The organism is Streptomyces sp. NPDC018263 (genome assembly GCF_055562575.1).
The window spans coordinates 85,868-108,518 of record NZ_JBVHFA010000008.1; the positions used below are offsets into that span (position 1 = coordinate 85,868).

Below are 22,651 nucleotides of genomic sequence, written 5' to 3' on the forward strand. Positions count from 1 at the left end.
CGGGCATGACGCCGAAAAGTGATGAAATCTCAAATTCCGGTGGAATCGGCCTGGACGAGCGGATCACCGGCGCCCTGCTCGGGGCCGCCGTGGGCGACGCGCTCGGCGGACCGGTGGAGGGCTACAGCCCCGACCAGATCGCCGAGCGGCACGGCGGCCGGGTGCACGGGATCGTCGGCCCCTGGAACGGCGACGACTGGCGCACTGCCCGCCCGATCGCGCCGTACCACAAGGGCGACGGGCACGTCACCGACGACACCCTGATGACGCACGCGCTGATCCGGGTCTACGCCCGCGTCCGGGACCACCTCGACGCGTACGCCGTCGCCGAGCACCTGGTGCCGGACCTGATGACCGAGCCGCGCTGGATTCCCGAGCTGGAGGCGGAGGCGCTGCCGCTCCAGCGGATCTTCCTCGCGGAGAAGTGGCTGGTGGCCCGGATCGCGTACGGGCACGTGGACCCGCGTGAGGCGGGCACCGGCAACATCGTCAACTGCGGGGCGGCGATGTACATGGCCCCGGTCGGCCTGGTCAACGCGGCCAACCCGGCGGGCGCGTACGCCGAGGCGCTGGACGTGGCCGGCGCCCACCAGTCGTCGTACGGCCGGGAGGCGGCCGGGGTGTTCGCGGCCGCCGTGGCCGCCGCCTGCGCGCCGGGCGCGACCCCCGACTCGGTGGTGGCCGCCTGTCTGGCGCTGGCCAAGGACGGCACCCGCGAAGCCATCGAGAAGGTCTGCGAAGTGGCCGCCGGACACGGCGACTTCGAGTCGGCGCTGCTCCCGCTGCGCCAGGCGGTCGCACCGTACGACACCGTCGGTCCCGACTATCGCGCCCCCTCGCTCGGCGCCCGCCGCCCCTCCCGGCTGCACGCGATCGAGGAACTCCCCGTCGCGCTCGGCATGCTGGTGGTCGCGGGCGGAGACCTGCGGCACGCGGTACTCGGCGCGGTCAACTACGGCCGGGACTGCGACTCGATCGCCACCATGGCCGGCGCTCTCGCGGGCGCCCTCGGCTCGCCGGTGCCCGAGGAGTGGTCCAAGACGGTCGCCGAGGCCAGCCGCCTGGACCTGTGGGCCCCGGCCCGCGAGCTGACCGAGGTCGCCCGCGAGGTCTTCGTACGGGACACCGAGCGGCGCCGGGCGCACGAGCGGGCGTTCATCGCGCTGGGAGGCCCGGCATGCTGCGACTGACCTGGGTGCAGCCCGAGGACCTGGTCGGCCACGAGCTGCGCCAGGCCCGCCTGGACGGCCGCAACGCCACCCGGATCGAGGCGCGCTGGCGCGCGGCGGGCGGCACGGACGCCCCCGAGCGGGCCGGAGCCTCGCCGGAGCCGCCCTCCCGCTATCTGCGGCTGCTGGCCGAGGACCTGCTGGATGAACTGGCCGAGCTGCCCAGCGACCTGTCCGAGCTGGAGCCGACCGCACTGGACCGCATCACGGCCCTGTGCCCCGACTGGCCCGCCTCCCCCGCCGCGCGCACGGCCCCCGACCCGGACGCGCTGGAGGCCGCCTGGCTGGGCCGGGCCGTCGGCTGCCTGCTCGGCAAGCCGGTGGAGAAGCTCCCGCTCGACGGTATCCGCGAGCTGGCCCGCGCCACCGGCAACTGGCCGCTGACCACGTGGTTCACCGCCAAGGGCGTGCCCGGCGACCTGCTCGCCCGGCACCCGTGGAACCGCCGCTCCGCCCCGACCTCGCTGGCCGAGAACATCGACGGCATGCCGGAGGACGACGACCTCAACTACCCCCTGCTGAACCTGCTGCTCCTCGCCCGCCACGGCCGCGCCTTCACCACCGACGACGTGGCCCGGCTCTGGCTGGACGAACTCCCGCCGGGCCGCGCCTTCACCGCCGAGCGCGTCGCCCTGCGCAACCTCCTCGCCGGGGTCGAGCCCCCGCACACCGCCCGGTTCCGCAACCCGTTCCGGGAGTGGATCGGCGCCCTGATCCGGGCCGACGTGCACGGCTGGACCAACGCGGGCGATCCGGGGGCGGCCGCCGCGCAGGCGCACCGGGACGCGGTCCTCAGCCACACGGCGACCGGCGTGCACGCGGCGATGTTCACGGCCGCCGTCATCGCCGCAGCCTCCACCGGCACCCAGGACGTGCACGCCTGCCTGCGCACCGGCCTCGCGGTGGTCCCGCCCGCCTCACGGCTGGCCGACGCCATCGGCCATGCCGTCCAACTGGCGCAGCGGCACACAGACTTCGATGACGTGGTGGATGCGCTCCACATGTTGTACAGCCCCACCCACCACTGGGTGCACGCCCTCCCCAACACCGCCCTGATCGCCGCCGCGCTCACCCACGCGGACGGCGACTTCACCGGCTCGGTCTGCCGGGCGGTGTCGGGCGGCTGGGACACCGATTCAGGCGGCGCCACCGCCGGCTGCGTCGCGGGCCTCCTCGCGGGCACCCCGGACGCGCTGCCGGAGCGCTGGCGGGCCCCGCTGAAGAACCGGCTGGCCACCACGGTCGCCGACTTCGACGGCACCGGCTTCGACACCCTCGCCCGACTCACCCACCTGGAGGCGACCCGCCCATGACCCACATCGTCGTGCTCGGCAGCACGAACATGGACCTCGTCACCTATGTCGCCCGGGCACCCCAGCGCGGCGAGACCGTCACCGGCCGGGAGTTCCGCACCATCCCCGGCGGCAAGGGCGCCAACCAGGCGATGGCCGCCGCCCGCGCGGGCGCCACGGTGTCGCTGATCGGCGCGGTCGGCAACGACGCGTACGGCGTCCGGCTCCGCGACAACCTCGAACACTCCGGCGTGGACACCGACTTCCTGCGCACGGTCGAGGGCCCGTCCGGCACCGCGCACATCGTGGTGGACGACGAGGGCAACAACGCCATCGTCGTCGTCCCCGGCGCCAACGGCACCGTCGACCATCTCTCCCCCGGCGACGAGGGCCTGATCGCCTCCGCCGACGCCCTGCTGCTCCAGCTCGAAGTGCCGCTCCCGGCCGTGATCGCGGGCGCGGAGGCCGCGCGGCGCCACGGCGTCCGTACGGTGCTCACTCCCTCCCCCGCCCAGCCGCTGCCGGAGGAGCTGCTGAGCGTGACCGACGTGCTGGTGCCCAACGAGTACGAGGCCGTCACCCTCACCGGCCGCACCGACCCCCTCGACGCGGCCGTCGGCCTGCTCGACCTGGTGCCGGAGGTGGTCCTCACCCTGGGCGAGGCGGGCGTGCTGTACGTGTCCCGCGACACCGAGCCGCTCGCGGTGCCCGCGCACCAGGTCGCCGCGGTGGACTCCACCGGCGCGGGCGACACCTTCGCCGGGGCGTACGCGGTCGCCGTGGCCGAGGAGAAGCCGCTGCGGGAGGCGCTGTCCTGGGCGGCGGCCGCGGCCGCGCTGTCGGTGCAGCGGGAGGGCGCGTCGGCGTCGATGCCGTACCGCCCCGAGATCGAGGCGCAGTACACCGCATGAGCGCCGACCGCCCCGAGAACGCCACCCGCCCGCCGCTGGACGGCCTGCGGGTGCTGGACCTGGCCACGCTGTTCGCCGGTCCGCTGGCCGCCACCATGCTCGGTGACTTCGGCGCCGAGGTGATCAAGGTGGAGCATCCGCTGCGGCCCGACCCGTCCCGCGGGCACGGCCCGGCCAAGGACGGCATCGGCCTGTGGTGGAAGACGCTCGGCCGCAACAAGCGGACCGTCACCCTGGACCTGTCCCGCCCCGGCGGCCGGGAGATCCTGCTGAGGCTCGCCGCCACCGCCGACGTGGTGATCGAGAACTTCCGCCCCGGCACCCTGGAGAAGTGGGACCTGGGCTGGCCGGAGCTGTCGGCGGCCAACCCCCGGCTGGTCCTCGCGCGGGTCACCGCCTTCGGCCAGTTCGGCCCGTACGCGCACCGGCCCGGCTTCGGCACGCTGGCCGAGGCGATGAGCGGCTTCGCGGCCCTCACCGGCGAGCCGGAGGCACCCCCGACCCTGCCGCCCTTCGGGCTCGCGGACTCCGTCACCGCCCTGGCCACCGCCTACGCCGTGCTCACCGCGCTGGCCGCCCGGCAGCACACCGGCGCCGGCCAGGTGGTGGACATGGCGATCATCGAGCCGATGCTCGCCGTGCTGGGCCCCCAGCCGACCTGGTACGACCAGCTCGGCTACGTCCAGGAACGCACCGGCAACCGGTCCGCGAACAACGCCCCGCGCAACACCTACCGCACCCTGGACGGCTCCTGGGTCGCGGTCTCCACCTCCGCGCAGTCGGTGGCGGAACGGGTGATGCGCCTGGTGGGCCGCCCGGAGCTGATCGACGAGCCCTGGTTCGCCACCGGCGTGCAGCGCGCCGCGCACGCCGACGAACTGGACGAGGCGGTCGGCAACTGGATCGCCGCCCGCCCCCGTGACGAGGTGCTGGCCGCCTTCGAGAAGGCGGAGGCCGCCATCGCCCCGGTGCAGGACGTACGGGACGTGTTCGAGGACCCGCAGTACCTGGCACTGGACACGGTCACCACCGTGGCCGACCCCGACCTCGGCCCGCTGCGCATGCAGAACGTGCTCTTCCGGCTCTCCGCGACCCCCGGCGCGATCCGCTGGGCCGGGCGCGGACACGGCGCCGACACCGAGGCGGTCCTCACCGAGCTGGGCCTCGGCCCGGCCGAGATCGGCGCACTGCGCGAGGAGGGCGCGCTGTGACCCCGCTGACCTGGCTGTACGTCCCCGGCGACCGGCCGCACGTGGTCGACAAGGCGCTCGCGGCGGGCGCCGACGTGGTGGTGATCGACCTGGAGGACGCGGTCGCCCCGGACCGCAAGGAGTACGCCCGCGCGGCCACCGCCGAGCGGCTGGCGGACCCCCAGCCGGTCCCGGTCCACGTCCGCCTCAACGGCACCGAAGGACCCTGGGCGGCGGCCGACCTCGCCGCCCTGGCCCGCCTGCCGGGCGTCTCCGGGCTCCGGCTGCCCAAGGTCGCCGGGCCGGAGCAGATCAGCCGTACCGCCGGGGCGACCGCGCACCCGCTGTACGCGCTGCTGGAGTCCGCCCTCGCCATCGAACACGCCTACGCCATCGCCACCGCCCACCCCTCGCTGCGGGGCCTCTCCCTCGGCGAGGCCGACCTCCGCTCCGACCTCGGGGTACGGGCCGACGCGGGCCTGGACTGGTGCCGCTCCCGCGTGGTGGTGGCCGCCCGCGCGGCGGGCCTCGCCCCGCCGCCCCAGTCGGTGCATCCCGACGTACGGGACCTGGACGGGCTCGCCGCGTCCTGCGCCCACGGCCGCGCGCTGGGCTTCGTAGGCCGCGCGGCGATCCATCCCCGCCAGCTCCCGGTGATCGCGCGGGCCTATCTCCCCACCCCGGAGGAGATCGCCGAGGCGGAGACGGTACTGAAGGCGGCGGCCACCGAGCAGGGCGCCCTCGCCCTCCCGGACGGCCGCTTCATCGACGCGGCGGCGGTGGCACAGGCCCAGCGCATCCTGTCGACGGCGGGCGGGGCCTGAACACGCCGAAGGGCGCCCGGTTCGAGTTCCGGGCGCCCTTCGGATGCGTACGGGGCCTGGCGTCAGCCCTTCTTGCCGGAGTCGGCGGTGTCCTTCATCCCGGCCTTGGCCTCCGGCGCAGAGCCGGAATCGGTCTCGGTCTCGGTCTCGGTCTCAGCCACGGGTTCGGCCTTCTCGGCCTGCTCGGCCTTGGTCACGTCGACCTTCGCCTCGTCCTTGCTCTCGGACTCGGTCGTGGGCTCCGCCTCACCGGCGTCCGGATCGTCGGAGCCACCCTGCTCCACCACCGCCTCCCGGCCCGGCCGGCGCCGGGCGGAGAGCACCAGGTAGGTCACCGCGAGCAGGAACACCACGACGGCGGTCCACACGTTCAGCCGGACACCCAGGATGTGGTGGGCGTCGTCCACCCGCATGTACTCGATCCAGGCGCGGCCCGAGCAGTACGCGGCGACGTACAGCGCGAAGGCGCGGCCGTGGCCCAGCTTGAAGCGGCGGTCGGCCCAGATGACCAGGAAGCCGACGCCCACGCACCACAGCGACTCGTAGAGGAAGGTCGGGTGGTAGTAGCCCGGCACCCGGCCGCCCTCGGAGGAGGTGATGTGCAGGGCCCAGGGCAGGTGGGTCTCGTGGCCGTACAGCTCCTGGTTGAACCAGTTGCCCCAGCGGCCGATGGCCTGCGCGAAGGCGATGCCGGGGGCGACCGCGTCGGCGTAGGCGGGCAGGGCCACGCCACGGCGGCGGGCGCCGATCCAGGCGCCGACCGCGCCGAGGGCGATGGCGCCCCAGATGCCCAGGCCGCCCTCCCACACCTTGAAGGCGTCCACCCAGTCACGGCCCGGACTGAAGTACAGCTCATAGTCCGTGATCACGTGGTAGAGCCGGCCGCCGACGAGGCCGAAGGGCACGGCCCACACCGCGATGTCGGCGACGGTGCCGGGTCGGCCGCCCCGCGCGACCCAGCGCTTGTTGCCGAGCCAGACGGCGACGAAGACGCCGATGATGATGCAGAAGGCGTAACCGCGCAGCGGGATGGGGCCGAGGTACAGCACCCCGCGCGACGGACTGGGAATGTAGGCAAGTTCCATGGCAGGACCGACGCTACCGTGCCGGGCCGTACGGTCGCCGCGCGGCCGGGCTACGGGTCCATAACGGGGAGGTGAGAAAACCCCCTCATCCGCGGTCGGCGCTCTCCACCATCTCCTTGAGCTTCTCGGGGGTCATGGACTGGTCCTGGTAGATGTTCTTGCCGCCGAACAGCACGGTCGGCGTGCCGCCGAAGCCGCCGGAGGCGAACGCCTGCTGGGAGCGGTCGACCCAGGTGTTGTGGGTGCCGTCGTTCACACATTTACGGAACGTCGGCGTGTCGAGGCCCTTGACCTTGCCCGCGAGGTCGATCAGCTTGCCGTTGTCCGCGAAGGCGTCGTCGGTCTCCGGGGGCTGGTTCGCGTACAGCACGTCGTGGAAGTCACGGAACTTGCCCGCGTCCTGGGCGCACGCCGCCGCGTTGGCCGAGCGCAGCGAGCCGGTGCCGCCCATGTTGCCGTCGATCAGCCGGACCAGGTGGTACTCGACCCGGAGCTTGCCCGCGTCGGTCAGCTCGTGGAGTGTGGAGCGGTACCGCGTCTCGAAGGACTGGCAGGCGGGGCAGCGGAAGTCCTCCCAGATGGTGAGCGTGGACTTGGCGCCCTCCTCGCCGACCGGGATCGCCAGGCTGTCCTTGCCCTGGGCGCCGGAGGGGGCGACGACCGGACCCGCGTTCTTGCTGCCCTTGTCCTTGCCCGCGTTGGCCGCGATGACCCCGATCACCGCGGCGAGGCCGAGCACGCCGACGACACTGACGCCGACGATCAGCGCGCGCCGGCGCTTCTCCGCGGACTTCTGCTTCTCGCGCTCGGCGGCCAGGCGCTGGCGGGCGTTGCGCTTTCCGTCACGGTTCTTCTCGCTCACACCCCCTGAACGAACCGGGGAGGCGCATTGCGCCTCCCCGGCCGGAGGTCCACCCGTTCGAGTGACCTGGAGCGATCCGGGTCAGGCGCCCCGGCGGACACCCTTCGCCAGGTCGGCGGCGAGCGCGCGGACGGCGTCGACACCGGAGGCTTCGTCGGGGGCGTCCAGCATGCGCTTGACGAAGGCCGAGCCGACGATGACGCCGTCGGCGAAGGCGGCCACCTCGGCGGCCTGGGCCGCGTCGGAGACCCCGAGGCCGACACAGACGGGCAGGTCGGCACGGGTGGCGCGGGTGCGCGTCACCAGGTCCTCGGCCTGCGCGCCGACGGACTCGCGGGTGCCGGTGACGCCCATCAGCGAGGCCGCGTAGACGAAGCCGCTGCCGGCCGCGGTGATCTCGGCGAGCCGGGCGTCCCTGCTGCTGGGGGCGACGACGAAGACGGTGGCGAGGCCGTGCTTCTCGGCGTGCTCGCGCCACAGCGCGGCCTCCTGCACGGGCAGGTCGGGCAGGATGCAGCCCGCGCCGCCCGCCTCGGCCAGCTCGGCGGTGAACCGCTCGACGCCGTAGCGGTCGATGGGGTTCCAGTACGTCATGATCAGCACCGGCTTGCCGGTGGCCGTGTGGGCCTCACGGACCGTGCGCATGACGTCTGCGATCCGCACCCCGCCGCGCAGCGCGATGTCGTCGGCGGTCTGGATGACCGGGCCGTCGAGCACCGGGTCGCTGTGCGGCAGGCCGACCTCGACGACGTCGGCGCCGCCCTCGAAGGCGGCCTTGATCGCCTCGATGCCGCCGTCCACGGTCGGGAACCCGGCCGGGAGGTAGGCGATGAGCGCGGCACGGCCCTCGGCCTTGGCGGCGGCGAGGGTGTCCGACAGCAGGTTGATGTTGCCGCTCACTTGGCGTCCCCCTCGATCTCGGCGGTGTGGGCCGCGTCGGCCGCGACCTCGGCGTCGGTGTCGTAGAGCCCGAAGTACCGGGCGGCGGTGTCCATGTCCTTGTCGCCGCGTCCGGAGAGGTTGACGACGATCAGCCCGTCCGGGCCCAGTTCCTTGCCGACCTCCAGGGCGCCGGCCAGCGCGTGCGCGCTCTCGATGGCCGGGATGATGCCCTCGGTGCGCGACAGCAGGCGGAGCGCCTGCATGGCGGCGTCGTCGGTGACCGCGCGGTACTCGCCCCGCCCGGAGTCCTTGAGGTAGGCGTGCTCGGGGCCGATGCCGGGGTAGTCCAGTCCGGCCGAGATCGAGTACGGCTCGGTGATCTGGCCCTCGTCGTCCTGGAGGACGTAGGAGCGGGAGCCGTGCAGGATGCCGGGCTCGCCCGCGGTCAGGGTGGCCGCGTGCTCGCCGGTGTCGATGCCGTGGCCTGCGGGCTCGCAGCCGATCAGGCGCACGTCCGCGTCGGGGATGAAGGCGTGGAAGAGGCCGATGGCGTTGGAGCCGCCGCCGACGCAGGCGATGGCGGCGTCCGGCAGGCGCCCGGCGCGCTCCAGGATCTGGCGGCGGGCCTCCACGCCGATGACGCGGTGGAAGTCGCGGACCATCGCCGGGAAGGGGTGCGGGCCGGCGACCGTACCGAAGAGGCAGTGGGTGTTCTCGACGTTGGCGACCCAGTCCCGGAACGCCTCGTTGATGGCGTCCTTCAGGGTGCGGCTGCCGGACTTCACGGCCACGACCTCGGCGCCGAGCATGCGCATCCGGGCCACGTTGAGGGCCTGGCGCTCGGTGTCGATCTCGCCCATGTAGATGGTGCAGTCGAGTCCGAACAGGGCGCAGGCGGTGGCGGTGGCGACGCCGTGCTGGCCGGCGCCGGTCTCCGCGATCACGCGGGTCTTGCCCATGCGCTTGGTGAGGAGGGCCTGGCCCAGGACGTTGTTGATCTTGTGCGAGCCGGTGTGGTTCAGGTCCTCGCGCTTGAGGAACACGCGAGCGTTCCCGGCGTGTTCGGCGAACCTGGGGACCTCGGTGAGTGAGCTGGGGCGGCCGGTGTAGTTGACCAGGAGGTCGTCCAGCTCGCGGGCGAATTCCGGGTCCTGCTTGGCCTTGTCGTACTCGACGGCGACCTCGTCCACGGCGGCGACGAGGGCCTCCGGGATGAATTTGCCGCCGAATGCGCCGAAGTAGCCCTGGACGGTGGGGACTTGCCCCTCCGGGTCAGGGAAGAAGTAGTTGCTGCTGGGCATGCCGGTACCTCACGGTGAGTGCGTGTGAAAAGACACTATTCGCCGTGGGGGCGGGGATGGTTATCCGGCTGCGGGCCGTTCGTGGCTCCTCGCGCCGTTCCCCGCGCCCCTACAGGTCGGCTGTCGCCATCGCATGCCGTTGATCTGGCCCGGCTCCGCCCCGATGTGGTACCTGACCCTGCGGCCGTGGACCCGGCGGGCCGGGGCACGGCAGCCACGGGGACGGCAGCCGCGCGCGAGGCGGGCGTGGCGGTCCACGGTGGCGGTCAGGGTGAGGGTCGTCATCGAGGTCAAGCCTACCGGGGGATCAGCCGCGGCCGTGCCGGAGCGCGGGGTGCTCGCCGGCCGCCACCAGGTCGGCCACCGCGGTCTTGGGGTCGCGGCCGGTGACCAGGGACTCGCCGACCAGGACGGCGTCGGCGCCCGCGTTGGCGTAGGCGATCAGGTCGTGCGGGCCGCGCACGCCGGACTCCGCGACCTTGACCAGCTCGTCGGGGATCTCCGGGGCGATCCGCTCGAAGGTGCCCCGGTCGACCTCCAGGGTCTTCAGGTTGCGCGCGTTCACCCCGATGATCCTGGCGCCCGCGTCCACGGCACGCTCGATCTCGTCCTCGTCGTGCACCTCGACCAGCGGGGTCAGCCCGATGGAGACGGCACGCTCGATCAGCGACTCCAGCGCGGGCTGCTCCAGCGCGGCCACGATGAGCAGCGCCAGGTCGGCGCCGTACGCGCGGGCCTCCCAGAGCTGGTACGAGGTGACGATGAAGTCCTTGCGCAGCACCGGGATGTCGACGCTGGCGCGGACGGCCTCCAGGTCGGCCAGCGAGCCGCCGAAGCGGCGCTGCTCGGTGAGGACGGAGATGACGGCGGCGCCGCCCGCCTCGTAGTCGGCGGCGAGGGCGGCGGGGTCGGCGATCGCGGCCAGCGCGCCCTTGGACGGGCTGGAGCGCTTGACCTCGCAGATGACCTTGACGCCGTCGCCCTTGAGGGCGGCCACGCCGTCCTTGGCGGCCGGGGCCTGGGCCGCGCGCTCCTTGAGCTCGTCGAGGCTGACGCGAGCCTGCCGCTCCGCGAGGTCGGCCCGGACTCCGTCGATGATCTCGTCGAGCACGCTCACGCGAGCGGCCCCCTTTCAGCGGTTGGTCTGGGGCGGGTTCGAAAACCCATGGTCACTGCGATGGTATCCGCAGGAAGTGCCAGGGCTCGCATCCAGCGGGCGGCGGTCCCATTACCTGGACATTCCTTGTTGATCAAGGACGGATCGAGCCACCGAACGGCAGGTTCCGGACGACGGTGAAGAGAAGCAGCGCGGAGCCGAGCACCCACAGCGGGGTGCGGCCGAGGACCAGGCGCACCGGCAGGCCCCGCGCGGCGCGGACCGCCCAGAGGGTCCACAGCACGGCGAAGGCGAGGTAGGCGGCGACGCCGGCCGCGTTGTCGTGCAGGGCGCCGAGGAGGTCGCCGTGGACGAAGGCGTGCGCACTGCGCAGCCCTCCGCAGCCTGGGCAGTACAGCCCGGTCAGCGCGTAGAGCGGGCAGACGGGGTAGTGGCCGGGCTGGTTGGGGTCGACGGTGCCGACATAGGCGAAGGCCCCGGCCACCGCCGCGAGGACCCCGGCCGGGGTGGCCAGGCGCCGCCACAGCGGAGTCTCCGCGTGCGGGGCCTGAGCCGGCGGGGCGAAGGGCGGGGCACCGCTGTCGGCGTTCACCCTGGCATTGTGCCGTGGCCCCGGCGCGGACGCGCGAAGGGGCACCCCCGAGCCGTCCGTACGGCCTGGGGGCGCCCCTTCGAGGTGCTTCGCTTTGCTTCGCTCAGCTCTCCGCGGCGACCGGCTCACGGGTGGCCGCGGCGGTAGGGCGGACCGGGGCGGCGCTCTCCTTCGGCATGCCGAGGCCCATGGAGCGCATGATCCAGCCCACGACGCCACCGAGGGCCACGACGACCATGCCGGCCCAGAAGCCGACGGGCTGGGCCATCACGATGAACGCGCCCGAGACGCAGAAACCGATGAAGGCGATGATGACACCGGTCCAGGCGGCCGGGGTGTGACCGTGGCTGCTGCCCGCCATGACTTGCTCCTCGTTGCTGTGTACGTGTCGAGTACATGCCGTACAGGTCGTACGGTCCGAGCCCGCCCGTCACTGTCCTGGCCGGGTCGCTCGCGGTCCATTGTCCCGTACGCCCGCCCGCGATCGACGCAGGGGGTGGAGTCTGGTTGCCCACACTCGGGCGGTGGTTCAGGCTCCGGTGGGGTCCTCGCCCCGGTCCAGGGCCTTCCAGATCTCCTCGGGGCGCTCCGGGTCGACCGGGCGGGCGCTGCGCCGGGGGCGGTCCGTGCCGCGCTCGTAGCGGCCGGACATGGCGGGCCAGCGGGGGCCGTAGCGCAGCGCGAGGAGTCCGGCGAGCAGGATCAGCACGCCTCCGGCGGCGGCCGCGTAGGGCCAGGCGGTGTGGCTGAGGGCCTGGACGGTGGCCGAGGTGTCGCCGGTGGTGGCGGCCGCCTTCTCGTCCAGTGCCGAGCCGTCGGCGACCCCGGTGAGCGCGGCGGCGACGATGCCCGCGCCGGAGAGCGTGAGCAGCGCGGCGACGGCGAACCGGCCCGCCCGGCGCACCGCGAACACGGCGACCAGCGCGGCGAGGCCCACGACGGCGAGGGCGGCCGGGACGCCGGTGACGTCGCTGCCGGTGGCGGTCAGGGGGAAGTTTCCGCCGGCGACCGTCGCGGTCCCCTCGGCCCAGCGCTGCCGGGTCGCCAGCAGCGCCACGGCCGCGCCGAGCGCGCCGGACAGCAGGGCGGCGGCGAGGCTGCGCCGGCCGGAGCGGGCGGGCGCGGCGGCTTCGGAACGGGGGTGCGGTACGGCAGTCACGTACTCCACTATCGCCTGAACCCCGGACGAAGCGTCATCCGGGGTTCCCGCGAACGGGTCACACCGTGCCCAGCCGGTTGGCGGTGTGGACGGCGCGCAGCACGGCCGCCGCCTTGTTGCGGCACTCCTGGTCCTCCGCGACCGGGTCGGAGTCCGCGACGATCCCCGCTCCGGCCTGCACATATGCCGTGCCGTCGCGCAGCAGGGCGGTGCGGATGGCGATGGCGGTGTCGGAGTCGCCCGCGAAGTCGAGGTAGCCGACGCAGCCGCCGTACAGGCCGCGCCGGGAGGGCTCGAGTTCGTCGATGATCTGCATCGCGCGGGGCTTGGGGGCGCCGGAGAGGGTGCCGGCCGGGAAGCAGGCGGTGAGCACGTCGAAGGCGGTCCGGCCTCCCGCGACCTCGCCGGTGACGGTGGACACGATGTGCATCACGTGCGAGTACCGCTCGATCGACATGAAGTCGACGACCTCCACCGAGCCGGGTTCGCAGACCCGGCCGAGGTCGTTGCGGCCGAGGTCGACCAGCATCAGGTGCTCGGCGCGCTCCTTGGGGTCGGCCATCAGCTCGTCGGCGAGCGCCTGGTCCTCCTGCGGGGTGGCGCCCCGGGGCCGGGTGCCGGCGATGGGGTGCACCATGGCGCGGCCGTCCTCGACCTTGACCAGCGCCTCGGGCGAGGAGCCGACCACGTCGAACCCCTCGAACCGGAACAGGTACATGTACGGGGACGGGTTGGTGGCCCGCAGCACCCGGTACACGTCCAGCGCGCTAGCGGTGCAGGGCGTCTCGAAGCGCTGGGAGGGGACGACCTGGAACGCCTCGCCCGCGCGGATGCGCTCCTTGACGTCCTCCACGGCCTCCTGGAAGTCGGGGCCGCCCCACAGCGCGGTGTACTCGGGCAGTTCGGAGGGCGGGAGCAGGGCCGGGGGCTGGGCGACCGGGCGGGCCAGGTCGGCCTCCATGGCGTCGAGCCGGGCGACCGCGTCGGCGTACGCCTCGTCCACGCCGGTGTCGAGGTCGTTGTGGTTGATCGCGTTGGCGATCAGCAGGACCGAGCCCTCCCAGTGGTCCATCACCGCGAGGTCGCTGGTGAGGAGCATGGTCAGCTCGGGCAGGTTCAGGTCGTCGCGTTCGCCGGGGCCGATCTTCTCCAGGCGGCGGACGATGTCGTAGCCGAGGTAGCCGACCATGCCGCCGGTGAAGGGCGGCAGGCCCTGAAGGTGCGGGGTGTGCAGGGCCTGGAGGGTGGCGCGCAGCGCGGCGAGCGGGTCGCCGTCGGTGGGGACGCCGACCGGCGGGGTGCCGAGCCAGTGGGCCTCGCCGTCGCGGGTGGTGAGGGTGCCGGCCGAGCGGACGCCGACGAAGGAGTACCGGGACCATTGGAACGCCGTGCGGCCGTTCTCGGCGGACTCCAGCAGGAAGGTGCCGGGGCGTTCGGCGGCGAGCTTGCGGTAGAGGGCGACGGGGGTGTCGCCGTCGGCGAGGAGCTTGCGGGTGACCGGAATGACACGCCGGTCGGCGGCGAGCTTGCGGAAGGTGTCGAGGTCCATGGCGTTCACCGGTCCTCCCCCTTGAGCAGCACGTCGGCGTCGAAGCAGGTCCGCTCGCCGGTGTGGCAGGCGGCGCCGGTCTGGTCGACCTTGACCAGCACGGTGTCGGCGTCGCAGTCCAGCGCGACCGACTTCACGAGCTGGACGTGGCCGGAGGTGTCGCCCTTGACCCAGTACTCCTGGCGGCTGCGGGACCAGTACGTGCAGCGGCCGGTGGTCAGCGTGCGGTGCAGCGCCTCGTCGTCCATCCAGCCGAGCATCAGCACCTCGCCGGTGTCGTACTGCTGGGCCACGGCGGGGACGAGGCCGTCCGGGTCGCGCTTGAGGCGGGCGGCGATCTCGGGGTCGAGGCCGCTGGGACGGGGGCTGCCGGTCGTACGGGTCATGGGTGCCATTGTGCCGTGCGGTGCCCGGGGTCACGTTCCGTGTCCGCTGCGTGGTCCTCGGGGGTGGCCGTACGCTGAAGTCATGTCGACCTTCGCCAAGCGTGAACGGCTCCTGCTCGCAGACCTCTTGGAAACCGCCGGCCCGGACGCACCGACCCTGTGCGAGGGCTGGACGACCCGTGATCTGGCCGCGCACGTGGTGGTGCGCGAGCGGCGCCCCGACGCGGCGGCCGGGATGCTCGCCAAGCCGCTGGCCTCCCGGCTGGACCGGGTGATGGACGAGTACGCGGCCAAGCCCTACGACGAGCTGATCGGGCTGATCCGCACCGGCCCGCCGAAATACTCCCCGTTCCGGCTGAAGCAGGTGGACGAGGCGGCCAACACCGTGGAGTTCTACATCCACGCCGAGGACGTGCGCCGCGCCCAGCCGGACTGGAGCCCGCGCGAGCTGGACCCGGTGTTCCAGGACGTGCTGTGGTCGCGGCTGGAGCGCACGGCCCGGATGACCGGGCGGCACGCGCCGACCGGACTGGTGCTGCGCCGCCCGGACGGCCGTACGGCGGTGGCGCACCGGGGCACGCCGGTGGTCACGGCGACCGGAGAGCCCTCGGAGCTGCTGATGTTCGCCTACGGGCGGCAGGACGCGGCCAAGGTGGCGCTGGAGGGCGACGCGGACGCGATCACCTCCCTGCACGACTGCCGTCAGCTCGGCCTCTGACCCACCGGGAGCGCTCGTGATCAAGGTCGCCATGACCGGGGTGTACGTGGACGACGTGGCGCGGGCGCACGCCTTCTACACGGAGGTGCTGGGGTTCGAGACCCGGCTCCACATGGACCTCGGCGACGGTGTGCTGTTCGTGACGGTGGGCGCGCCCCAGGGCGCCCAGCCGGACCTCCAGTTGCTGCTGGAGCCCGGCGGGGGCCCCATCGCCGAGCCGTACCGCACCGCTCTGTACGACGCGGGCCTGCCGACCATCGTGTTCGAGGTGGACGACATGCGCGTGGAGTACGAGCGGCTGCGCGCCGCCGGGGTCCGGTTCACTCATCCCCCGCAGGAGCAGGGGCCGGTGCTGGCGGCCGTGTTCGACGACACGGTGGGCAATCTGGTCCAGCTCACCCAGCGGCTGCGCTGACCGCCTCAGAGGGGCAGCTCGGCCCGCCTGAGGTGCGGGAAGCACAGCACGACGACCCCGCCGAGCCCGCACACCGCCGCGCTGGCCACGAACACCGGCCCGAGCCCGAGGACACCTATCGCGGTGGCCGCGAACGGCATGCTCAGCGGGGCGAGCCCGAGACTGACCAGACTGGCGACCGCCGTGATCCGGCCCAGGTAGGCGGGGTCGGCCTGGGTCTGGAGCAGCGCCCCGCACATCGCGCCGCTGAGCCCGGCGAGCAGTCCGACCAGCAAGGCCACCCCGACCGCCGCCGGGAGCACCGGCACATAGGCGAGGGCGCCGATGGCGACGGACCCGGCGAGGATCGAGCAGGCGGCGGTCAGTCCGGCGCGCGGGACCCGGCCGCGTACCGCGAGCAGAGCCGATACGGCGCCCGCGCCGACACCGAACCCGGCGAGCACCCAGCCCATGCCGGCCGCGCCCCAGCCGCGCCGGTCGGCGAGCAGGGTGAGGCCGACGTTGAGCGGGCCGACGAAGCCGAAGTCGCCGAGCGCGATGGCGAGCATCAGCGGGCCGAGGACGCGGTGGCGGCGGACGTAGCGCAGTCCGTCCACCAGGCCGGCCCAGGCGGTGCCCGCCTCGCGGGCGGTCTCCTCGGCGGGCAGCGGCCTGATCCGGACCGAGACCAGCAGCGGCAGCGAGAGCGCGATGAGCAGTCCGGCCAGGCCGAAGGCGGTGGCCGCGCCGCCCATGGCGACGCCGAGCCCGCCGAGCGGGGCGCCGACGACACCGGCGACCCGGATGGCGAGCCCGCGCAGGCCCTGCACACGGGCGAGCTGGCCGGGTGCGGTGATCCGGGCCGGGAGCGCGCCGACGGCCGGCATGAAGACGGCGTCGACGGTGCCGAAGACCAGCGCCAGCACGGCGAGCGGCCACAGTCCGGGCGTGGTGACGGACAGCAGCGCGGCCACGGCGAGCACGGCCGCGCAGCGCACGGCGTCGCTGCCGACGACCACCCGGCGCGGGCCGAACCGGTCCGCGATCACCCCGCCGCCCAGCAGCAGCAAGGCCCTGGGCACGGCACTGGCCGCCATCACGGCGCCGGCCTCCGCCGGGCTCCCGGCCCGCACGGCGGCCCAGGACAGGGCGATGTAGTAGACGTTGTCGCCGAGCATGGACGCGGTGTACGCGCCCAGCCAGCGCAGGACGTTGGGGTCACGATGAGCCGCCCGGTCGCCTGTCGGGGCGGCCGGGCGTATCTCGGTGTCGGTGCGGGGGGCCGGTTCAGACACGGACCGGGTGGCCCGCTTCTCGCAGGGTCTGCTTGACCTGGCCGATGCGGAGGTCGCCGAAGTGGAAGACGGAGGCGGCCAGCACCGCGTCCGCGCCCGCGTCCACGGCCGGCGGGAAGTGCGAGAGGGCGCCAGCCCCGCCGGAGGCGATGACCGGGACGGAGACGTGCTTGCGGACGGCCGCGAGCATGTCGAGGTCGTAGCCGTCCTTGGTGCCGTCCGCGTCCATCGAGTTGAGCAGGATCTCGCCCGCGCCCAGCTCGGCGGCCCGGTGGGCCCACTCGACCGCGTCGATGCCGGTGCCGGTACGGCCGCCGTGGGTGGTGACCTCGAAGGAGCCGGAGGGGGTGCGGCGGGCGTCCACCGAGAGGACCAGCACCTGGCGGCCGAACCGCTCGGCGATCTCGCGGATGAGGTCGGGCCGGGCGATGGCGGCCGTGTTGACGCCCACCTTGTCGGCACCGGCCCGCAGCAGCTTGTCCACGTCCTCGGCGGTGCGGACGCCGCCGCCGACGGTGAGCGGGATGAAGACCTGCTCGGCGGTGCGGCGCACCACGTCGTAGGTGGTCTCCCGGTCGCCGGAGGAGGCGGTGATGTCCAGGAAGGTCAGCTCGTCGGCGCCCTCGGCGTCGTAGACCTTGGCCATCTCCACCGGGTCGCCCGCGTCGCGCAGGTTCTGGAAGTTGACGCCCTTGACGACCCGGCCGTTGTCCACGTCCAGGCAGGGGATCACGCGTACGGCCAGGGTCATGCGGACACTCCTCGGAACGCCTCCACCTCGATCTCGACGACCAGGCTGGGGTCCACGAAACCGGAGACGATGATCATGGATGCGGCGGGCCGGACGCTGTCGAACAGCTCCTTGTGTGCGCGGCCCACCTCCTCCACGTCGCGGGCATGGGTGATGTACATACGGGTGCGCACCACATCGTCACGGCCGAGGCCCACCCGCGCCAGCGCGTCCAGCGCGACGCCGAAGGCGTTGACGGCCTGCTCGTACGGGCCGCCCCCGGCGATCTGCCCGTCCACTATGGAGGTGCAGCCGGAGACCAGCACCAGACCGTTCGGCAGCTCGACGGCGCGGGAGTAGCCGAACTGGTCCTCCCAGGGCGCGCCGGTGCTCACCCGGCGTACGTCGCTCACCGGGACACCGCCGCGAGGGCCTCTTCCAGGGTGAACGCCTTGGCGTACAGCGCCTTGCCCACGATGGAGCCCTCGACGCCGAGCGGAACCAGGTCGGCGATGGCGCGCAGGTCGTCCAGCGAGGAGACACCGCCGGAGGCGACGACCGGGCGGTCGGTGGCCGCGCAGACGTTCCTCAGCAGTTCCAGGTTGGGGCCCTGGAGGGTGCCGTCCTTGGCGATGTCGGTGACGACGTAGCGGGCGCAGCCCTCCTGGTCGAGACGGGCGAGCGTCTCGTAGAGGTCGCCGCCGTCGCGGGTCCAGCCGCGGCCGCGCAGGGTGGTGCCGCGTACGTCGAGGCCGACGGCGATCTTGTCGCCGTGCTCGGCGATGACCTTGGCGACCCACTCGGGGGTCTCCAGGGCGGCGGTGCCGAGGTTGACGCGGGTGCAGCCGGTGGCGAGGGCGGCGGCGAGGGTGTCGTCGTCGCGGATGCCGCCGGACAGCTCCACCTTGATGTCCATCGCGCCCGCGACCTCGGCGATCAGGGCCCGGTTGTCCCCGGTGCCGAACGCGGCGTCCAGGTCGACCAGATGCAGCCACTCGGCGCCCGCGCGCTGCCAGGCGAGGGCCGCCTCCAGCGGGGAGCCGTAGGAGGTCTCGGTGCCGGACTCGCCGTGCACGAGGCGTACGGCCTGGCCGTCGCGGACGTCGACGGCGGGGAGCAGTTCGAGCTTGGCCATGGTCTTAGAGGGTTCCGATCCAGTTGGTGAGGAGCTGGGCACCGGCGTCGCCGGACTTCTCGGGGTGGAACTGGGTGGCGGACAGCGCGCCGTTCTCCACGGCGGCCACGAACGGCCCGCCGTAGGTCGACCAGGTCACCGCGGGCGGGGTCATGGCCGCGTTGAGCTGCTCGAAGTCCCAGTCCTGCACGGCGTAGGAGTGCACGAAGTAGAAGCGGCTCTCCGGGTCGAGACCCGCGAAGAGGCGCGAGTCGGCCGGGGCGTCGACGGTGTTCCAGCCCATGTGGGGCACGATGTCGGCCTTGAGCGGGCCGACCGTGCCGGGCCACTCGTCCAGGCCGTCGGTCTCCACGCCGTGCTCGATGCCGCGCGCGAACAGGATCTGCATGCCGACGCAGATGCCGAGCACCGGGCGGCCGCCGGCGAGGCGCCGGTCGACGACCCAGTCGCCGCGGGCCTCGCGCAGGCCGGTCATGCAGGCGGCGAACGCGCCGACGCCGGGCACCAGCAGGCCGTCGGCGTTCATGGCCTTGTCGAAGTCGCGGGTGATCTCCACGTCGGCGCCCACGCGGGCGAGAGCGCGCTCGGCGGAACGGACGTTGCCGAAGCCGTAGTCGAAGACCACGACCTTCTTCACGTCGCTCAACTCCACACCTCCAGCCGCATGACACCCGCGACCAGGCACATGGCCGCGCCGATGGAGACCAGCACGATCAGGCTGGCGGGCATCTTCTGCTTGACGAAGGAGATGATGCCGCCGACCAGGAAGAGGCCGACGACGATCAGGATGGTGGACAGTCCGGTCATGGGGTTACAGCGCGCCCTTCGTGGAGGGGAGGATGCCGGCCGCGCGCGGGTCGCGCTCGCTGGCGTAGCGCAGGGCGCGGGCGAGGGCCTTGAACTGGCACTCCACGATGTGGTGCGCGTTGCGCCCGTAGGGCACGTGCACGTGCAGCGCGATCTGGGCCTGGGCGACGAAGGACTCCAGGATGTGCCGGGTCATCGTGGTGTCGTACTCGCCGATCATCGGCGCCATCTTCTCGGGCTCGGTGTGCACGAGGTAGGGGCGGCCGGAGAGGTCGACGGTGACCTGGGCGAGGGACTCGTCCAGCGGGACCGTGCAGTTGCCGAAGCGGTAGATGCCCACCTTGTCGCCGAGCGCCTGCTTGAAGGCGGCGCCGAGCGCGAGGGCGGTGTCCTCGATGGTGTGGTGGGTGTCGATGTGCAGGTCGCCGTCGGTCTTCACGGTGAGGTCGAACAGACCGTGCCGGCCGAGCTGGTCGAGCATGTGGTCGTAGAAGCCGACGCCGGTGGCGATGTCGGTCTTGCCGGTGCCGTCGAGGTCGATCTCGACGAGGACCGAGGTCTCCTTGGTGGTGCGCTGCACGCGTCCTGTGCGGCTCATGCGTCAAGCTCCTTCTTCAAGTCCCGTACCGCGTCGAGGAACGCGTCGTTCTCTTCGGGGGTTCCGGCGGTCACCCGCAGCCATCCGGGCACGCCGTTGTCCCGGACCAGCACCCCGCGGTCGAGGATGCGCCGCCACGCGCCGTGGGTGTCCTCGAAGCGGCCGAACTGCACGAAGTTGGCGTCGGACTCGGTCACCTCGTAGCCGATGGCCCGCAGTTCGGCGACGAGCCGGTCCCGCTCGGCCTTGAGCTGCTCGACATAGCCGAGCAGCGTGCCGGTGTGCTCCAGCGCGGCGAGCGCGGTCGCCTGGGTGACGGCGCTCAGGTGGTAGGGCAGCCGGACCAACTGGACGGCGTCCACCACGGCGGGGTCGGCGGCCAGGTAGCCGAGGCGCAGTCCGGCGGCGCCGAACGCCTTGGACATGGTCCGCGAGATCACCAGGTGGGGGCGGCCTTCGAGCAGCGGCAGCAGCGAGTCGCCGTGACTGAACTCGATGTACGCCTCGTCCACGACCACCATGGACGGCTTCGCCGCCTGCGCGGCCTCGTAGAGCGCGAGGACGGTCTCGGACGGGACGGCGTTGCCGGTGGGGTTGTTGGGGGTGGTGATGAAGACGACGTCGGGCTTGTGCTCGGCGATGGCGCGCTCGGCGGCGGCCAGGTCGATGGTGAAGTCCGCGCCGCGCGGCCCGGAGATCCAGCCGGTCCCGGTGCCGCGCGCGATCAGCGCGTGCATCGAGTACGACGGCTCGAAGCCGATCGCGGTGCGGCCGGGTCCGCCGAAGGTCTGGAGGAGCTGCTGGATGACCTCGTTGGAGCCGTTGGCCGCCCAGACGTTCCGGGCGCCGAGGGGGTGGTGGCCGGTCGTGGTGAGGTACTTGGCCAGTTCGGTGCGGAGCTGGACCGCGTCCCGGTCGGGGTAGCGGTTCAGGTTCCGGGCCGCCTCGCGCACCCGCTCCGCGATCCGCTCGACCAGCGGTTCGGGCAGCGGGTAGGGGTTCTCGTTGGTGTTCAGCCGGACGGGGACGTCCAACTGGGGCGCGCCGTAGGGGGACGTGCCGCGCAGCTCGTCACGGATGGGGAGCTCGTCCCAGGGGGACTGAACGCTGTTGCCGGTCACTTGGTCCCCGGTACCTTCCATCCGAAGCGGGCCTTGACCGCCGCGCCGTGCGCGGGCAGGTCCTCCGCCTCCGCGAGGGTCACCACGTGGTGGGCGACCTCGGCGAGCGCGTCCTTCGTGTAGTCCACGATGTGGATGCCGCGCAGGAAGGACTGCACGGACAGGCCGGAGGAGTGGCAGGCGCAGCCGCCGGTGGGCAGCACGTGGTTGGACCCGGCCGCGTAGTCCCCGAGGGAGACCGGCGCCCAGGGGCCGATGAAGACCGCGCCCGCGTTGCGCACCCGGTCGGCTACGGCGGCCGCGTCGCGGGTCTGGATCTCCAGGTGCTCGGCGCCGTAGGCGTCGACCACCCGCAGGCCCTCCTCGACGCCGTCCACGAGGACGATCGCGGACTGCTGCCCGTTCAGCGCGGGCACGATCCGGTCGTCGATGTGCTTGGTGGCGGCGACCTGCGTCTTCAGCTCCGCCTCCACCGCGTCGGCCAGCGCGACCGAGTCGGTGACGAGGACGGCGGCGGCCAGCGGGTCGTGCTCGGCCTGGCTGATCAGGTCGGAGGCGACGTGCACCGGGTCGGCGGTGTCGTCGGCGAGGACGGCGATCTCGGTCGGGCCGGCCTCGGCGTCGATGCCGATCTTCCCGGTGAAGAAGCGCTTGGCGGCGGCGACCCAGATGTTGCCGGGGCCGGTGACCATGTTGGCGGGCGGGCAGGACTCGGTGCCGTAGGCGAACATCGCCACGGCGGTGGCGCCGCCGGCCGCGTACACCTCGTCCACGCCGAGCAGGGCGCAGGCGGCCAGGATCGTCGGGTGCGGCAGGCCCCCGAACTCGGCCTGCGGCGGGGAGGCGAGCGCGACGGAGCCGACGCCGGCCTCCTGCGCGGGCACCACGTTCATGATCACGGAGGAGGGGTAGACCGAGCGGCCGCCGGGCGCGTACAGCCCGACGCGGTCGACGGGGACCCACTTCTCGGTGACGGTGCCGCCGGGGACGACCTGGGTGGTGTGGGTGGTGCGGCGCTGGGCGCGGTGGACCAGGCGGGCCCGGCGGATGGACTCCTCCAGGGCGGCGCGCACAGCCGGGTCGAGGGCCTGGAGCGCCTCGGTGAGCGCCTCGGCCGGGACACGGACGGATTCCAGCCGTACTCCGTCGAACTTCTCCGCGAAGTCGATCAGTGCCGCGTCGCCACGATGATGCACGGCCTCGCAGATCGGACGCACCTTCTCCAGGGCGGCCGAGACGTCGAAGTCGGCTCGGGGCAGCAGGTCGCGCAGGGCGGGGCCCTCGGGGAGGGCGTCGCCGCGCAGATCGATTCGGGAGATCACACTCCCAATTCTCTCAGACCGGCGCCGGGCCCCGTCCGCGCGTATCAATGGCTGATACAGAACATGGGACAACCAGTGGGACAGAGCGTGGCCGGAACCCGCGAATTCACCCTCACTTTGTGTGTCGAACCCGTCACTCAGCGGGCATGAGC

The 22,651-nt window shown here is 73.1% G+C and carries 27 protein-coding genes; 7 read left to right on the top strand and 20 right to left on the bottom strand.

The window, feature by feature from the left end; translation table 11 throughout:
• Window positions 1–5: 5 nt before the first annotated feature.
• From ACZ3HQ_RS23225 to ACZ3HQ_RS23245, 5 genes are read left to right on the top strand one after another with little or no spacing between them, the layout of a single operon-like run.
• Window positions 6–1,190: an ADP-ribosylglycohydrolase family protein gene (locus ACZ3HQ_RS23225; RefSeq protein WP_467513692.1), complete on the top strand. Its 1,185-nt coding sequence runs from the start codon at window positions 6–8 to the stop codon at window positions 1,188–1,190.
• Window positions 1,178–2,542: an ADP-ribosylglycohydrolase family protein gene (locus ACZ3HQ_RS23230; protein WP_467513693.1), complete on the top strand. Its 1,365-nt coding sequence runs from the start codon at window positions 1,178–1,180 to the stop codon at window positions 2,540–2,542. The genes ACZ3HQ_RS23225 and ACZ3HQ_RS23230 overlap by 13 nt, the downstream gene beginning before the upstream one ends.
• Window positions 2,539–3,432 carry a ribokinase gene (gene rbsK, locus ACZ3HQ_RS23235; RefSeq protein ID WP_467513695.1) on the top strand — a complete coding sequence of 298 codons (894 nt, stop codon included), beginning with the start codon at window positions 2,539–2,541 and terminating at the stop codon, window positions 3,430–3,432. The genes ACZ3HQ_RS23230 and rbsK overlap by 4 nt, the downstream gene beginning before the upstream one ends.
• A complete protein-coding gene (locus tag ACZ3HQ_RS23240; protein ID WP_467513696.1) occupies window positions 3,429–4,643 on the top strand; it encodes a CaiB/BaiF CoA transferase family protein in 1,215 nt (404 codons plus the stop codon). The genes rbsK and ACZ3HQ_RS23240 overlap by 4 nt, the downstream gene beginning before the upstream one ends.
• Complete coding sequence (locus ACZ3HQ_RS23245) at window positions 4,640–5,446, top strand: HpcH/HpaI aldolase/citrate lyase family protein (protein WP_467513697.1); 807 nt, start codon at window positions 4,640–4,642, stop codon at window positions 5,444–5,446. The genes ACZ3HQ_RS23240 and ACZ3HQ_RS23245 overlap by 4 nt, the downstream gene beginning before the upstream one ends.
• Before the next feature lie 62 nt (window positions 5,447–5,508).
• Here ACZ3HQ_RS23245 and lgt read toward each other — a convergent pair whose 3' ends face one another.
• The 11 genes from lgt to hisI all read right to left on the bottom strand — a co-directional run bounded on the left by lgt (window position 5,509) and on the right by hisI (window position 14,379).
• Entirely contained in the window at window positions 5,509–6,531 is a 1,023-nt protein-coding gene (lgt, locus tag ACZ3HQ_RS23250) for a prolipoprotein diacylglyceryl transferase (protein ID WP_467513699.1), read from the bottom strand.
• Between the two features lie 85 nt (window positions 6,532–6,616).
• Complete coding sequence (locus ACZ3HQ_RS23255) at window positions 6,617–7,393, bottom strand: DsbA family protein (RefSeq protein ID WP_467513701.1); 777 nt, start codon at window positions 7,391–7,393, stop codon at window positions 6,617–6,619.
• A gap of 81 nt (window positions 7,394–7,474) precedes the next feature.
• Complete coding sequence (gene trpA, locus ACZ3HQ_RS23260) at window positions 7,475–8,293, bottom strand: tryptophan synthase subunit alpha (protein WP_467513703.1); 819 nt, start codon at window positions 8,291–8,293, stop codon at window positions 7,475–7,477.
• Window positions 8,290–9,576 (bottom strand): tryptophan synthase subunit beta, encoded by a 1,287-nt coding sequence (gene trpB, locus ACZ3HQ_RS23265; protein WP_467513705.1) that lies wholly within the window; start codon window positions 9,574–9,576, stop codon window positions 8,290–8,292. Before trpB ends, trpA begins: the two co-directional genes overlap by 4 nt.
• A 60-nt stretch (window positions 9,577–9,636) precedes the next feature.
• Window positions 9,637–9,861 carry a tryptophan biosynthesis modulator TrpM gene (trpM, locus tag ACZ3HQ_RS23270; RefSeq protein ID WP_467513707.1) on the bottom strand — a complete coding sequence of 75 codons (225 nt, stop codon included), beginning with the start codon at window positions 9,859–9,861 and terminating at the stop codon, window positions 9,637–9,639.
• 22 nt (window positions 9,862–9,883) lie between these two features.
• Window positions 9,884–10,693: an indole-3-glycerol phosphate synthase TrpC gene (gene trpC, locus ACZ3HQ_RS23275; protein ID WP_467513708.1), complete on the bottom strand. Its 810-nt coding sequence runs from the start codon at window positions 10,691–10,693 to the stop codon at window positions 9,884–9,886.
• 133 nt (window positions 10,694–10,826) lie between these two features.
• Complete coding sequence (locus tag ACZ3HQ_RS23280; RefSeq protein ID WP_467514170.1) at window positions 10,827–11,219, bottom strand: DUF2752 domain-containing protein; 393 nt, start codon at window positions 11,217–11,219, stop codon at window positions 10,827–10,829.
• A 169-nt stretch (window positions 11,220–11,388) separates the two neighbouring features.
• Window positions 11,389–11,646 carry an HGxxPAAW family protein gene (locus ACZ3HQ_RS23285; protein ID WP_467513709.1) on the bottom strand — a complete coding sequence of 86 codons (258 nt, stop codon included), beginning with the start codon at window positions 11,644–11,646 and terminating at the stop codon, window positions 11,389–11,391.
• A gap of 168 nt (window positions 11,647–11,814) precedes the next feature.
• A complete protein-coding gene (locus ACZ3HQ_RS23290; RefSeq protein WP_467513711.1) occupies window positions 11,815–12,453 on the bottom strand; it encodes a TIGR02234 family membrane protein in 639 nt (212 codons plus the stop codon).
• Window positions 12,454–12,502: 49 nt separating this feature from the next.
• A complete protein-coding gene (locus ACZ3HQ_RS23295) occupies window positions 12,503–13,993 on the bottom strand; it encodes an anthranilate synthase component I (RefSeq protein ID WP_467514172.1) in 1,491 nt (496 codons plus the stop codon).
• 5 nt (window positions 13,994–13,998) lie between these two features.
• Window positions 13,999–14,379 carry a phosphoribosyl-AMP cyclohydrolase gene (hisI, locus tag ACZ3HQ_RS23300; protein ID WP_467513713.1) on the bottom strand — a complete coding sequence of 127 codons (381 nt, stop codon included), beginning with the start codon at window positions 14,377–14,379 and terminating at the stop codon, window positions 13,999–14,001.
• An 82-nt stretch (window positions 14,380–14,461) separates the two neighbouring features.
• On the opposite strand from hisI, the gene ACZ3HQ_RS23305 reads away from it, so the two are divergent.
• Together ACZ3HQ_RS23305 and ACZ3HQ_RS23310 are read left to right on the top strand one after the other, a co-directional pair.
• Complete coding sequence (locus ACZ3HQ_RS23305) at window positions 14,462–15,097, top strand: TIGR03085 family metal-binding protein (RefSeq protein ID WP_467513715.1); 636 nt, start codon at window positions 14,462–14,464, stop codon at window positions 15,095–15,097.
• A gap of 16 nt (window positions 15,098–15,113) precedes the next feature.
• Window positions 15,114–15,512, top strand: coding sequence for a VOC family protein (locus ACZ3HQ_RS23310; protein ID WP_350904934.1), 399 nt, complete (start codon window positions 15,114–15,116; stop codon window positions 15,510–15,512).
• Window positions 15,513–15,517: 5 nt separating this feature from the next.
• Here ACZ3HQ_RS23310 and ACZ3HQ_RS23315 read toward each other — a convergent pair whose 3' ends face one another.
• From ACZ3HQ_RS23315 to hisD, 9 genes are read right to left on the bottom strand one after another with little or no spacing between them, the layout of a single operon-like run.
• Window positions 15,518–16,786 carry an MFS transporter gene (locus ACZ3HQ_RS23315; RefSeq protein WP_467513718.1) on the bottom strand — a complete coding sequence of 423 codons (1,269 nt, stop codon included), beginning with the start codon at window positions 16,784–16,786 and terminating at the stop codon, window positions 15,518–15,520.
• Window positions 16,779–17,537 carry an imidazole glycerol phosphate synthase subunit HisF gene (gene hisF, locus ACZ3HQ_RS23320; RefSeq protein WP_451219384.1) on the bottom strand — a complete coding sequence of 253 codons (759 nt, stop codon included), beginning with the start codon at window positions 17,535–17,537 and terminating at the stop codon, window positions 16,779–16,781. The genes ACZ3HQ_RS23315 and hisF overlap by 8 nt, the downstream gene beginning before the upstream one ends.
• Window positions 17,534–17,929: a RidA family protein gene (locus tag ACZ3HQ_RS23325; RefSeq protein WP_467513720.1), complete on the bottom strand. Its 396-nt coding sequence runs from the start codon at window positions 17,927–17,929 to the stop codon at window positions 17,534–17,536. Before ACZ3HQ_RS23325 ends, hisF begins: the two co-directional genes overlap by 4 nt.
• Window positions 17,926–18,651: a bifunctional 1-(5-phosphoribosyl)-5-((5-phosphoribosylamino)methylideneamino)imidazole-4-carboxamide isomerase/phosphoribosylanthranilate isomerase PriA gene (gene priA / locus ACZ3HQ_RS23330; RefSeq protein WP_467513722.1), complete on the bottom strand. Its 726-nt coding sequence runs from the start codon at window positions 18,649–18,651 to the stop codon at window positions 17,926–17,928. The genes ACZ3HQ_RS23325 and priA overlap by 4 nt, the downstream gene beginning before the upstream one ends.
• Before the next feature lie 4 nt (window positions 18,652–18,655).
• Window positions 18,656–19,303: an imidazole glycerol phosphate synthase subunit HisH gene (hisH, locus tag ACZ3HQ_RS23335; protein ID WP_467513724.1), complete on the bottom strand. Its 648-nt coding sequence runs from the start codon at window positions 19,301–19,303 to the stop codon at window positions 18,656–18,658.
• Window positions 19,294–19,458: a hypothetical protein gene (locus ACZ3HQ_RS23340; protein WP_467513726.1), complete on the bottom strand. Its 165-nt coding sequence runs from the start codon at window positions 19,456–19,458 to the stop codon at window positions 19,294–19,296. The genes hisH and ACZ3HQ_RS23340 overlap by 10 nt, the downstream gene beginning before the upstream one ends.
• 4 nt (window positions 19,459–19,462) lie before the next feature.
• Window positions 19,463–20,056, bottom strand: coding sequence for an imidazoleglycerol-phosphate dehydratase HisB (gene hisB / locus ACZ3HQ_RS23345; RefSeq protein ID WP_026248532.1), 594 nt, complete (start codon window positions 20,054–20,056; stop codon window positions 19,463–19,465).
• Window positions 20,053–21,177, bottom strand: coding sequence for a histidinol-phosphate transaminase (locus ACZ3HQ_RS23350; protein ID WP_467513728.1), 1,125 nt, complete (start codon window positions 21,175–21,177; stop codon window positions 20,053–20,055). The genes hisB and ACZ3HQ_RS23350 overlap by 4 nt, the downstream gene beginning before the upstream one ends.
• Window positions 21,174–22,499: a histidinol dehydrogenase gene (gene hisD, locus ACZ3HQ_RS23355; protein ID WP_467513730.1), complete on the bottom strand. Its 1,326-nt coding sequence runs from the start codon at window positions 22,497–22,499 to the stop codon at window positions 21,174–21,176. The genes ACZ3HQ_RS23350 and hisD overlap by 4 nt, the downstream gene beginning before the upstream one ends.
• Window positions 22,500–22,651: the final 152 nt, after the last annotated feature.